Consider the following 12,237-nt stretch of genomic DNA (forward strand, 5'->3'; position numbering starts at 1 on the left):
AGCGATTTTTATGTCCGACTGATGCAGAGCTGAACCAGTGACGGCGTGTACGGCCGGGTTCGATGAGGAAGCGTTATTCGTGGAAGCACACGGTAGTGAGCCACGCGGTAGTTCGAGCGGCTTCTCAGGGCCAGCGCAACCACGATGCTGATGACCAGGAACATCATGGCGCAGGCGCCAGCGATCATCTCGCCGCCACAGTCCATAGCGAATACCGCGCCAGCGGGGGAGGGCATCTCGTGCGCCGTCGGCGGTGCCATCAAGTGGTTTTGGCCGGTGTGGAATGGACTCGTGACTACCGCCGACGTGGCGTGATTAGGCGTCTCCTGACCGCCCATTCCCGCGCCCATCCACATATGCATTGCCAGTATCCCGATGACGACGGCGGCCACCCTGGCCATGGTGAGGGCGGTGGTCGGAAGAGACGAGGAATCAGCGCGTGAGCGACGTACTTTCACTATCCGTCCCTTCCTTGGTGATGCTTGATGGATCCAGATTTGTGCGGCGCAGCAGCTGCGCATTCAATGCAACAACGATAGTGGAAATCGACATGAGGACAGCCCCCACGGCGGGCGAGAGGACAAACCCGGCGAAAGCCAGAACGCCGGCTGCCAGCGGGACGGCCACGACGTTGTAGCCGGCGGCCCAAATGAGATTTTGGATCATTTTGCGGTAGCTGGCCCGGGAGAGGTCAATCATGGACAACACCGAGCGGGGGTCATTGCCAATGAGGACGACGCCGGCAGATTCCATAGCGACATCGGTGCCCGCACCGATCGCGATACCCACCTCGGCTCGTGCCAATGCCGGAGAATCGTTGACCCCGTCTCCGACCATGGCCACTTTTAGACCGCGTTGTTGAAGCTCCGTGACCTTCTTGTCCTTGTCTTCGGGCAGCACGTCGGCGAAGACCTCGTCGATTCCAAGGTCCTTGGCCACAGCTTGCGCCACTTGGTCGGCGTCGCCGGTGATCATCGCTACTTTGACGCCGCGTTGCTGCAGTGCGCTCACGGCTGCACGTGACTCGTCGCGAACGCGGTCTTCTAGCCGGAGGGCTCCAACAATTCTGCCGTCCTGAATCACATGTAATACGCTGGCGCCCCGGGAGACCCATTCTTCGGTGCTGGCGGTGATCTCATCAGGGGAGGGGAGTTCGAGGTCTCGAAGCATATTTGGTCCACCAACGGCTATATCCGTGCCGTTCACGCGGGCGCGTACTCCACGGCCTGTCAGCGAGGTAAATTCGGTTCCCGCGTAGGCCAGTGCAGCAGCATCGGTATCGTCTTCCGCGGCCCGGACTATCGCTCGGGCAACAGGATGTTCACTCGCTGATTCAGCCGCTGCGGCCAATGCGAGCAGGTCGGCGATGCTGACGCCATTGGCTGTCGACGTGCCGGTCACAGCGTGCTGGCCTTCCGTCAACGTGCCGGTCTTGTCGAAGAGCACCACATCGATAGTGCGCATCCGTTCCAGTGCCATCCGATTCTTGATCAGGACACCTGCCTTGGAGGCACGCTCCGTCGAGATGGCGATGACCAACGGTATGGCCAAGCCCAGGGCATGGGGGCAGGCGATGACCAGAACGGTGACGGTGCGGATCACCGCGTCATCTGCACTTCCCAGAAGGAGCCAAACGATGAACGTGATGATGCCCGCACCGAGAGCGAAGTAGAACAGTAGCGCCGCAGCACGATCAGCCAGCGCCTGCGCCTTCGAAGAAGATTCCTGGGCAGCGGAGACTAGTCGCTGGATGCCTGCCAGCGTGGTATCTGCGTCCACCGCGGTGACTTTCATCCTGACGGAATTATCGGTCGCGACCGTCCCCGCGACCACGGTTTCGCCAACAGCCCGGCTCACAGTCCGCGACTCACCGGTAATCATGGATTCGTCCAATTCGGCTTCGCCTGCAACGATTTCCCCGTCCGCGGGAACCCTCGCCCCTGAGCGGACCAGGACGACGTCGTCAACCGCAAGTGAGCTTGCGAGAACCGTTTCGACGCCGTTGGAGGTAACGCGGTCCGCCTCGTCAGGCAGTAGCGCGGCGAGGGCGTCAAGGGCTCCGGTCGCTGAGCCCAGTGCCCGCATTTCCATCCAATGGCCCAGCAACATGATGACGACAAGTAGGGCAAGTTCCCACCAGAAGTCCAGATTGAACGCTCCGATGCCCAGTGTGGTCACCCAGGACGCGCCAAACGCTACCGTTATAGCCATCGCAATCAGCAGCATCATTCCGGGCTGACGCGATTTTAGCTCCGCCATCCCGCCTCTCAGGAACGGTGCACCGCCGTAGACGAAGATGACCGTGCCCAGAACCGGGGAAATCCAAGATGCGCCTGGAAATTCGGCCACCGTGTAGCCGAGGAATGAGGCAAACATTTGGCTGAACAGAACAACCGGGATGGCCAGAACCAGGCTCAGCCAGAACTTGTTTTTGAACATCGCGGCGCTGTGGCCAGCGTGCTGACCGGACTCATGCTTCTCATGTTCCATTGCGATGTCCTTCCTTGTCCGAGCTGAATTCACCTAGGCGGTGGTCCTTTGGTCCGCCCCTCCACTGCGACGGGGTCGACGTCGGGCTCGGGTGTGCGGCAAGCACACCCCTCCGGCTCCTCTGCTGTGAGAGCTGGTTCGGGCGTTGTTGTGTCGCACATATGGATTCCTTAGGTGTGGAGAGAGTAAATACTGTAGTGAGCTCCACTTTATACCCCTAGGGGGTATAGGGGAAAGTGTGTTGCATCTGCGTGATGCCGACTAACGGCACGCTATCGCCATTTCCTCTGACGCCGCGCATCAGCCCGCGAGTGGGGCAGGATAAGAAGATGGATACGACACGCGACGTCGGCCCGGAAGCCAACCCGGCGCATGGGGATTCGGTAAACAGACGTAGGGGCTTAACCGCAGGCTTTGCCAGCACTGTCCGCTGGGTGGCAGGGGGCATAGTCATCGTCGTCGGACTCGTGGTCCTCTGGTACACCATCGGGTATCTCTGGTCGGTAGCTTTCCCGATACTGCTTGCGTTGTTACTCAGCAGCATTCTGTGGCCAGTTAACCGGGCGTTTCGGCGCTTTCTACCGAAGCCGTTGGCGGCGCTGCTGACCGTAGTTCTGGTCCTTACCTCTCTGTACGCCATCATCCGGTGGATGGTTCCGGCGCTGATTTCAGAATCAGCGGAGCTGGCGGAGCACGCACAGGTGACTTTGACCGAATTGAGTCGGACGTTTACTCAACCGCCTTTCAACCTGCAGGATGCGGACCTGAATAACCTCCTGGACACGGCGGTAGAGCAGGTCCGGGAAAACACTACCGCCATCGTTTCCGGTGTGACCTCGGGCATCTACACGAGCCTGGGGCTGCTGACCTCGGCGGTCGTAACCACCCTGCTGGTTCTTGTTTTCGTGTTCTTCTGTCTCAAGGACGGGGATCGCGTGTTGCCATGGGCAGCACATTGGACCAATGCCGCCGCATACAAGCACATACGGGCTATCTCAACTCAAGCGTGGAGTACTCTCTCTGGCTATATCGGAGCTCAAGCTGCTGTGGCCCTGGTCGACGCCGTTTTTATTGGACTCGGTCTGTGGATCCTGGACATTCCGCTGGCGATGCCGCTGACGGTGCTCATCTTCTTTGCCGCATTCATCCCCATCGTGGGCGCCGTCACCACCGGTCTGCTGGCAGCGTTGATTGCTCTCATCTCCGACGGCTGGGTAACGGGGCTCATAGTCCTCGGCATAGTGGTCCTTGTCCAGCAACTAGAGAGTAATTTACTCCAACCGGTTCTCGTGGGCCGTACGCTCAAGATCCACCCCGCCGTAGTGCTCGCGTCAGTCACGGTGGCAGGGACTCTGTTCGGTATCGCAGGGGCCTTCCTCGCCGTACCCATCGCTGCTGTCGCCATTGTGGTGCTGCGCTACGTGCGGGACCAGTCGTTCACCCCTGCCCACCCGTGCGCCGCGGACGCAGGCATGGCGGATGCTGGAACGGAACACGACGACGGGGATGCAATGGGCGACGGCGATGCTGACGGTACCGCCCCCGCGGACCGCGACATCCAGCCCGATGGGCATGGCGCTAGCCGACTTGAAGGCACTAGCGATCGAGCTCGAGACTGACCCGCTTATCAACGGAGAGGTGCTCATTACTTTCCCCGGTCACTTTTGTGCACGGCTATGAGCCAACACTCCACTCATCCAAACGCGGTTGATGTCTGCGCTTGTGCCGTTGGCGAAGACTGCGGCGAGGGCGCGCTCAGCGCTTTCAGCGTGCCGCAAAATGGCGTTGAGGGGTGATCCGGATGGCGGGTGGACTTCGATCGCGTCGAAGACAGCACCGACGCTGAGGTGTCCGACGTCGGCATAGCCGAGCGCCCGGGCACCGGACCGCGTGGCGAGGTGGAGGAGGTGCGCGGGGGTCAGTGGTACGCCGTCCGGTTGCAGCTGCTGATGGAAGTAGGCCTGTAGGCCCTCCTTGAACTGGCTGAATCCGGTGCCGGCACCGACGTCGGACCCCAGGGAGACTCGCACGCCGGCTTGCAGGTGCCGCCGCAGCGGGAACAGGCCACTACCCAGGGCGGAGTTTGAGGAGGGGCAGTGGGAAACCGCTGTACCGGTCTCGCTGAGCCGCGCCAGCTCGACGTCGGTCGGGTGCACGTTGTGGGCGAGTAGGCTGCGCGGCCCGAGCAGGCCGTGCTGGTCGTAGACGTCACTGTAATTCGACGAGGTCGGGAACAGTCCGGCCACGGCGGCCATCTCTGCCTTGTTCTCATTCACGTGGGAGGTGAAGAACAGATCCGGTGAACTCGTCAGGGTGTCCCGGCAGGAGTCGAGCAGATTCGCGCTCGCCGAGAGTGCGAACCGCGGCGTGACGGCGTACCGCAGCTTCCCCTTTCCGTGCCAGGTTTCAATCAGCCCAGCTGCCTCGCTGGCGGCCCGTTCCGGGGTGGTGAGAAGGTCCTCCCGTAGCTCTTGGTCGGCGACGACCAGGCCCGCGGTCATCCGCATACCGGTCTCGTGCGCGGCGCGGAACAGGGCATCAGTGGCGGGGGCGTAGTGGGCGCCGAAGGACAGGGCCGTGGTGGTGCCGGCGCTGATCAGCCCGCCCACGAACTCACCGGCGACCACCTCGGCATAGGCCAGATCGGCCATGCGTGCCTCTTCCGGCAGTGCGCAGCGTTCGAGCCATTCCAGCAGCGGCATCCCGAGTCCACCAATGATCCGCAGCTGAGGGTAGTGCACATGGGTGTCGACCAGCCCAGGCAGCAACACTCCGTCCACACCGGTGACCGGCGCGGAAGGATTCTGTTGTTGCGCTTTCGCGAGAGAGCCGCGGAAGGTGATGACGCCGTCGGAGACGACGAGCGCACACTCCTCGGCGCGGAGCTCGCCGCCATCGAAGGGGTCCTCGGGTGTGTCGAGGATTCGGCCATGGAAGATCGTCGGCGCTGCAAGTTCGTCGGTGGTCATGGCGCAACTTTCTGAAAGGCGCGCATGAGGTCGGCAGCGACACTGATGGCGATGACGGCAGGGTGTTTCCCGGTGACATCGGGGACACCGATGGGGCACTGGATACGTTCGATGGCCGATTCGGGGTGTCCCTCGGCCGCGAGTTTCAGGCGAAACCGGGCCCATTTAGCGCCGGATCCAATGACCCCGATGCTCCCGAGTCCTTCGCGTCGGAGGGCTGCGTCGCAGAGCAACAGGTCTTCGGCGTGGTCGTGGGTGAGGATGAGAACATGCGAGGCATTCGGGAGGCTCACAATGAGTGTCTCGGGGGCAGGAAGGGTATGGAGGTGCACTGTCGCCGGTCCCGTCTCGAGCGTGGCGGCGAGAGCCTCGTCGACTATACCCTGCCGGGAGTCGGCAAGGTGGAGGATGATCTCGTTCCGGCTGAGGATACGTGCCAGTTCTTTGCCGACGTGGCCGGCGCCGAAGATCGCAACGGTGGGGCGCCGCCCGATCGGTTCAAGGAGTACCCGCACAATGCCCCCGCAACACTGGGTTCCATAGGCCACCCGTGCGTGTTCATTGAGGCCGAACTCGACTTCCACCACCGCCTCCGCTCCGTCAGTCAGCAGCGTGCGCGCACGGTGGGTGACAGTGGCCTCCATATTGCCGCCGCCAATGCTTCCCGACGCCGTGTCGGCTGCAATGAACATCTTCGCGCCGACCTCGCGGGGTGAGTGCCCGCGGACCTCGACGATGGTCGCTAGCACACCTGCCGTCCCGGCAGCGCGAGCGCGAGTCAGACCGCTGATCCAGTCCATGATGCTTCGCCCGTATCATTCAGCCGCGAGGGCCGGCGAGGGGACGGGCTGGCGCGCCTGGTCGAGGGCCCAGTACACAGCCTCCGGGGTGGCCGGGGAAGGCAACTCGACCTGGCGTCCCGGCTCACCGAAGGCCGCGGCGGCGGCCCGCAGCGCCTCCCGCACCGCGATTGCGAGCATGAGGGGTGGCTCACCCACGGCCTTCGAACCGTACACGCTGCCATCGTCGGTGGGGTGCACGTACAGGTCGACGTTGAACACCTGCGGCAACTCTGAGAACGACGGCAGTTTGTAGGTGCTCGCTGCCTGCGTCAGCAGCTTGCCGCGGTGTGGCCCATCGCTGGTGTCCCAGCGCAGGTCCTCCTGGGTGAGCCAGCCGACGCCCTGAACGAATGCGCCCTCGACCTGTCCGAGGTCGATCAAGGGAGAGAGTGAACTGCCGACGTCGTGAAGCAGGTCCACCTGCCGCGTGGTGTAGGCGCCGGTGTACCCATCGACCTCGACCTCGGCGACCGCGGCCCCACGGGCGTAGTACTTGAACGCGTTGCCCTTGTAAGTCTTCGAATCGAAGTAGAGCCCCTCCGTGCGGAAATAGCCGGTCGCCGACAAGGACACTCGCTGGAAGTACGCCGCCTCGACGAGCTCGCCCCAGGTCATGCTCTTGTCCGATCCCAAACCGCTGACGACCTCGCCTGTGATGCGTACGTCGTTTGCGTGGACGCCGAGCATGCCGCCCGCTACCGGTGCAAGCCGGTCGAGGATGATCTCGCAGGCGTTCTTGACCGCACCACCGTTGAGGTCGGAGCCGGTCGAAGCAGACGTGGCCGAGGTGTTCGGCACCTTGTCGGTCCGGGTCGGAGCGAGGCGGACCCGCCGCAGCGGGAGGCCGAGCGCGGTCGCAGCAACTTGCAACATCTTCGTGTGCAGACCCTGGCCCATTTCGGTGCCGCCGTGGTTGATGAGCACCGACCCGTCCCGGTAGACGAGCACGAGAGCGCCGGCCTGGTTCAGAAACGGCTTGTTGAACGAGACGCCGAACTTCACCGGAGTGATGGCCAGGGCCCGCTTGACGTGCTCGTGCCGGGCGTTGAATTCGGCGACGTCGAGAAGTCGGGCCTCATAATCGCTCGTCTTCTTCAGCTTGTGCCAGATGTCGTCCATGCGCTCGGCCTGGCTGACCACCTGTTCGTAGGGGGTGGTCTGGCCTGGGGCATAGAAGTTCCGACGGCGGATCTCCTCCTCGCCGATACCCAGCTTCGTGGCCGCCTGACCCAGAAGATCCTCGGTCACGATCATTCCGGCTGGGGCGCCGAAACCACGGAATGCCGTGTGCGAGGTTTTGTTCGTCCGCGCGACCCGGCCGACCACGTGGACGTTGGGCAGATAGTAGGCGTTGTCGACGTGGCACAGCGCGCGGCTAACCACGGCAGGAGAGAGATCGAGGCTGAAACCGCCATCGGCGGTCAGCACGGCCTTGTACGCGAGGATGTGTCCCTCGTCGTCCAGGCCAGCCTCCCACGTGGCATGGAAGCCGCCGCGCTTGCCGGTCATGGTCAGATCCTGGGTCCGGTTGAGGCGCACGCTCACGGGACGGCCGGTCATTACGGCGCCCAGAGCCGCGACGGATGCGAACGCGTTCGCGTTCGTCTCCTTGCCACCGAAACCACCTCCCATGCGCAGGCACTGCACGGTGACCTGACTCGACGAGACGCCGAGGACCCGTGCAGCGACCTCCTGCGTGTGGCTTGGGGCCTGGGTCGAGGACTGGATGAAGACCTGGCCACTCTCGTCGACTGTCGCGAACGATGCCTGGGTCTCGAGATAGAAGTGCTCCTGGCCCTGGATGTCGATCCCACCGCTGAGGCGGTGTGGAGCAGTCGCGAGAGCAGCGTCCGCGTCGCCGCGGTGGAGAGTTCCAGTCGGCCCCTGGAACTGCCCGGCGGCGATGGCCTCCTGAGTTGTGATGATGGACGGTAGCTCCGTGTAGGAGATCTTGATGGCTTCGCTGGCCAGGCGCGCTTCCTCGAGGGTCTCAGCGAGCACCCAGGCCACGGGTTGCCCGTGGTACTGGACCTCATCGGGGAAGAGGGTCTCGTCGCCGATGTCACCGTAATCGTTGATGCCGGGCACATCCTCGGCGGTGAGCACACGGACAACCCCTCGCATGGTCGTGGCCGTGGACGTATCGAGGGAGTCAATGCGGGCGTGTGCGACGAACACCTGTAGCGGCCACGCGTGAAGGACATTGGTTGATCGGTGGGGAAGGTCGTCGGTGTATAGCGCCCGACCTGTGACGTGTTCCCAGGCGGCCTCGTGCGGCACGATGAGCCCGACGGCGCTACCGTCTGGGATCTCGGCCAGGGGGCGGGACGAGAACGGATTCATGATGCGGCCTCCGCGTAGAAGCGACGGATGGATTGGGCGAGCGTCGCACTGCGGTACGCGGCGCTGGCCCGGTGGTCGGACATTGGTGTCCCTTCTGCTTTCATGACGTCGGCGGCGGCCTCGAAAGTCTCGGCCGCCCAGGGCTTGCCAATCAGTGCTGCCTCGGTGCGCTGAGCGCGGAGCGTCGTGGCCGCGGCGCCGCCCACCCCGATGCGGATGTGTTCGATCGTGTCGTCAGTGGCAGTAGCGGCAATGGCCACCGCCACTGAGGAGATGTCGTCGAACTTACGTTTGGCAACCTTATAGAACCGGCTTAGCGTTGCGACCGGCGTCGGGATGCGCACTGCGCGGATGAGTTCATCGGCGGCTCGCACGCTCTCTCGGTAACCGGTGAAGTAGTCGGCCAGCGCCACCGTCCGATCGCCACGCGGTGAGCTGAGCACGAGTTCGGCGTCGAGGGCGAGGAGCGCGGGGGCAATATCACCAATAGGGGATCCAGTGCCCAGGTTCCCACCGATCGTCGCAGCATTTCGGATCAGCTGGGAGGCGAAAAGCGGAAAGACCTGGGCGAGCAGGGGCACCGAACCACCGAGGAGGCGTTCGACCTCCGACAGGGTGAGCGCCGCGCCGATCTCGATGTGGTCGTCAGCGACCTTGAACTGGCGCAATTCGGGTAGCTGGTCAATTGCGATCGTCAGCGGGGCGCGCCGATGTTTGATCGTCAGCTCGACACCCCAGTCCGTCGAGCCTGCGAGCAGGACGGCCTCCGGTGTTCCGGCGAGAAGGCCAAGGGCCTCATCGAGATCCGCCGGACGCACGAAGATGCTGCCCGGGGTTTCGATGCGCAGTGGTCGGCTCGTTGGCGCTGGCCGGTCACGGCGCTGGGCGATCGGATCATCGGGATCGATCTCACCGAGGGCGAAAGCCGCGTCGCGGATCGGCCGGTATCCGGTGCACCGGCACAGGTTGCCAGAGAGTGCGTGCAGATCGAATCCATTGGGTCCCACCTCCGGTTCGTGCTTCGAAGTCGATTCGTACCTCGTGGCCGGTTCGGTCTTGGCGTCCTGGTCCGCCTCGATCCGCGGAGGCAGCCCGGACTCGAGGCGCTGGGCAGCGTCGTCCACGACGAGCGGCCAGGGAAGTCCGTTCCCGGAGGGAACGGAGCGTGCGGTGGAGACGATGTCGGATGTCGTGGGGGCCGAACCGCAACCACCCGAGCCGCACGCGCACCCGGCGCGGTCTTCACGGTAGTATTCAGCGGCCATCGAGGAGACGAAACCAGGCGTGCAATAACCGCACTGGGAGCCGCCCCGCTGGATCATCTCTTGTTGAACCGGGTGCAGCGCGTCGGAGGAGGCCAGCCCTTCCGCCGTGTAGATCTCCTGACCGGCGAGCACCGCGGCGGGCACGAGGCACGAGTTGATCGAGGTCCAGCGGGTGCCACCGTCTCCGTCGGGGCGGGAGATCATCACCGCGCAGGCTCCGCACTCTCCTTCCGCGCATCCCTCTTTGGGGCCCGTGATCCCACTGGCCCGCAGCCACTGCAAGGTGGTCGTGTGCGGAGCGACACCCGCGACGGACATTTCGCCGCCGTTGACGGTCAACGCTGTGGCAGCCGCGTCCGGTTCGGCTTGATCAACGGTTCCGGTCATGGCAACCCACCTTCGTCCTATCCAGCAACGGTGTAGACCCAATGCGTAACAGCACTGGTTCTAGCATGGTTGAGGCCGACGACGTCGGGACAGCCGCACCAGGTTATCCATGCGAACAGGTGATGGCTACTGTGACGTATCTTACACTCTCGAGGAAAGGAACGGAATGTGCTGTTCTTGACCGAGTCTTCTTGCTTGAAACCCCGGGCGATAATGCCATTATTCTTTCACCTACCCTCCTTAAATGATAACCTGATGGCATTATCTAAGGAAAGTTCATGGCATACAACATCGAAAAGCAGCAGGCGACGTTCGGTGAGCACCTGCGGTCTTGGCGCATGGTGCAAGGGCTCACTGCTCAGCAGGTGTGCGAACGCGCCGATATCTCCTTGCCGACCCTACGCAACTTGGAACGCGGTGAGGGCAACGTTGGTTTGGAAAACGCGTTGCGAGTAGCACGGGCACTCGGAATTCTCGAAAGCATCGTCAACGCAGCCGACCCATTGCACACTGACCTCGGCCGCGCGCGTGCCAATCTCCTACATCGAAAGCGCGCGCGATGACCGACGTGCAAGTACATGTGAACCGCGACGGCCGCCAAATTCTCGTCGGCGTCGCGCATTTCACGCGCGAGCGACAGAAGGTCACGACGACGTTCACGTACGAATCCGGCTACCTCGCAGACCGAAAGAACCAGCAGATCGACCCAGGACTTCCTCTATTCTCAGGCAACCAATATGTGGCGACGATGCCGGGGGTATTCGGAGATAGTACGCCCGACAGATGGGGCCGTAACCTTCTGACGCGGAGGGAACGCCAACTGGCGGCGGAAGAGGGCAGAACGGCCCGGACATTCGACGCTGTGGACTTCCTTCTCGGCGTGAACGATGAGACTCGGCAGGGGGCGCTGCAGTTCTCGATGGTCGGAAGCACCGAGATGCTCTCACCTCGAGCCGGCGTGCCGAGACTAGTTGAGCTGCCAGCGTTGCTCCGGGCCAGCGACAACGTCGCCACGGACAGGGACGGCGCCGAGGCGTATAAGGTCCTTCTCGCCGCAGGGACCGCGTCGCTCGGTGGCGCACGCCCTAAAGCCTCAGTCCGCCTGGCGGACGGCGCGCTCGCTATTGCGAAGTTTCCGCACGCTCAGGACGAGTGGGATGTGATGGCCTGGGAGGCTCTCTCCCTCGACCTCGCTGAGCGCGCTGGCATCGCCGTTCCACGCCGCCAACTTGTGAAGGTAGGTGACCGGCATGTGCTTCTCGTGGAGCGATTCGACCGCGCCGACACCTCCCGTATCGGATACATGAGCGCCATGACGATGATGGAGGCGAAAGATGGAGAGTCGGGTGACTATATCGATTTAGCAGAGAAGCTCGCCGACCACTCAGCGTCGCTCGTCGAGGACCGGAGGGAACTGTTCGACCGAGCAGTGTTGAACGTCGCCCTGCACAACACCGACGATCACCTCCGAAATCACGGGCTGGTCGACGACGTCGGAGGGTGGAGGCTGAGCCCCATATTCGACGTGAACCCAAACCCCGTAATAGGCGAGGAGCGAGCAACCTCGATCGCGGGCGCAACTGCAGCTGCCGATGAGTGGGCAGGTCTGGTCGAACTCGCGTCCGCGTCCGGCATCAGTACGTTGGAGAGCTGCGAACGTATCGCCCGCATTGTGACGGCCGCCGAATCGTGGAGAGAGGTAGCGATCAAGCACCACATTCCTGCCTCGGAGCAGCAGAAGATGGCCACAGCACTCGACGACCGCATCAATATGCTCCGCACCTCCGCCGAGAGCCAGAGCCAGACTCACTCAGGACGCCCTGAGACGGTCCGCCCTCCGCGCCGGAAGACCACACGCAAATCGAACACCGGCTCGTTCGCATCGCGGGAGCGACCGGCCCCGAAGGGCGACCTGTCGGGGGAGTACTGAGTTTTTAGCAA

At 63.3% G+C, this 12,237-nt stretch carries 9 protein-coding genes; 3 read left to right on the plus strand and 6 right to left on the minus strand.

Annotated elements, in window-relative coordinates:
- Positions 1-8 precede the first annotated feature (8 nt).
- Positions 9-458 (minus strand): DUF6153 family protein, encoded by a 450-nt coding sequence (locus JOE65_RS03865; RefSeq protein ID WP_205161998.1) that lies wholly within the window; start codon positions 456-458, stop codon positions 9-11.
- Positions 433-2,490, minus strand: a complete 2,058-nt coding sequence (locus tag JOE65_RS03870) for a copper-translocating P-type ATPase (RefSeq protein WP_205161999.1) — start codon at positions 2,488-2,490, stop codon at positions 433-435. The genes JOE65_RS03865 and JOE65_RS03870 overlap by 26 nt, the downstream gene beginning before the upstream one ends.
- Before the next feature lie 329 nt (positions 2,491-2,819).
- Between JOE65_RS03870 and JOE65_RS03875 the strand changes: the two genes are divergently transcribed.
- Entirely contained in the window at positions 2,820-4,109 is a 1,290-nt protein-coding gene (locus JOE65_RS03875) for an AI-2E family transporter (RefSeq protein ID WP_205162000.1), read from the plus strand.
- Between the two features lie 39 nt (positions 4,110-4,148).
- Here the strand turns inward: JOE65_RS03875 and JOE65_RS03880 are convergent, their stop codons facing one another.
- Genes JOE65_RS03880 through JOE65_RS03895 form a run of 4 tightly spaced genes read right to left on the minus strand, consistent with a single transcriptional unit; the run spans position 4,149 to position 10,296 of the window.
- A complete protein-coding gene (locus tag JOE65_RS03880; RefSeq protein ID WP_205162001.1) occupies positions 4,149-5,459 on the minus strand; it encodes a guanine deaminase in 1,311 nt (436 codons plus the stop codon).
- Positions 5,456-6,259, minus strand: a complete 804-nt coding sequence (gene xdhC, locus JOE65_RS03885; protein WP_205162002.1) for a xanthine dehydrogenase accessory protein XdhC — start codon at positions 6,257-6,259, stop codon at positions 5,456-5,458. Before xdhC ends, JOE65_RS03880 begins: the two co-directional genes overlap by 4 nt.
- A gap of 15 nt (positions 6,260-6,274) precedes the next feature.
- Complete coding sequence (gene xdhB / locus JOE65_RS03890; protein WP_205162003.1) at positions 6,275-8,644, minus strand: xanthine dehydrogenase molybdopterin binding subunit; 2,370 nt, start codon at positions 8,642-8,644, stop codon at positions 6,275-6,277.
- Complete coding sequence (locus tag JOE65_RS03895) at positions 8,641-10,296, minus strand: xanthine dehydrogenase small subunit (RefSeq protein ID WP_205162004.1); 1,656 nt, start codon at positions 10,294-10,296, stop codon at positions 8,641-8,643. Before JOE65_RS03895 ends, xdhB begins: the two co-directional genes overlap by 4 nt.
- 278 nt (positions 10,297-10,574) lie before the next feature.
- On the opposite strand from JOE65_RS03895, the gene JOE65_RS03900 reads away from it, so the two are divergent.
- Positions 10,575-10,859 (plus strand): helix-turn-helix domain-containing protein, encoded by a 285-nt coding sequence (locus JOE65_RS03900; RefSeq protein ID WP_205162005.1) that lies wholly within the window; start codon positions 10,575-10,577, stop codon positions 10,857-10,859.
- Complete coding sequence (locus JOE65_RS03905) at positions 10,856-12,226, plus strand: type II toxin-antitoxin system HipA family toxin (RefSeq protein WP_205162006.1); 1,371 nt, start codon at positions 10,856-10,858, stop codon at positions 12,224-12,226. The genes JOE65_RS03900 and JOE65_RS03905 overlap by 4 nt, the downstream gene beginning before the upstream one ends.
- The last annotated feature ends 11 nt before the right edge of the window (positions 12,227-12,237 follow it).

This window comes from Arthrobacter roseus (genome assembly GCF_016907875.1).
Classification (GTDB): Bacteria; Actinomycetota; Actinomycetes; order Actinomycetales; family Micrococcaceae; genus Arthrobacter_J; species Arthrobacter_J roseus.

Coding starts and splice junctions, on each gene's coding strand:
- JOE65_RS03905 (WP_205162006.1), top strand. CDS start 10,856: ATGACCGACGTGCAAGTACATGTGAACCGCGACGGCCGCCAAATTCTC.
- JOE65_RS03895 (WP_205162004.1), bottom strand. CDS start 10,296: ATGACCGGAACCGTTGATCAAGCCGAACCGGACGCGGCTGCCACAGCG.
- JOE65_RS03900 (WP_205162005.1), top strand. CDS start 10,575: ATGGCATACAACATCGAAAAGCAGCAGGCGACGTTCGGTGAGCACCTG.
- JOE65_RS03880 (WP_205162001.1), bottom strand. CDS start 5,459: ATGACCACCGACGAACTTGCAGCGCCGACGATCTTCCATGGCCGAATC.
- JOE65_RS03875 (WP_205162000.1), top strand. CDS start 2,820: ATGGATACGACACGCGACGTCGGCCCGGAAGCCAACCCGGCGCATGGG.
- JOE65_RS03870 (WP_205161999.1), bottom strand. CDS start 2,490: ATGGAACATGAGAAGCATGAGTCCGGTCAGCACGCTGGCCACAGCGCC.
- xdhC (WP_205162002.1), bottom strand. CDS start 6,259: ATGGACTGGATCAGCGGTCTGACTCGCGCTCGCGCTGCCGGGACGGCA.
- xdhB (WP_205162003.1), bottom strand. CDS start 8,644: ATGAATCCGTTCTCGTCCCGCCCCCTGGCCGAGATCCCAGACGGTAGC.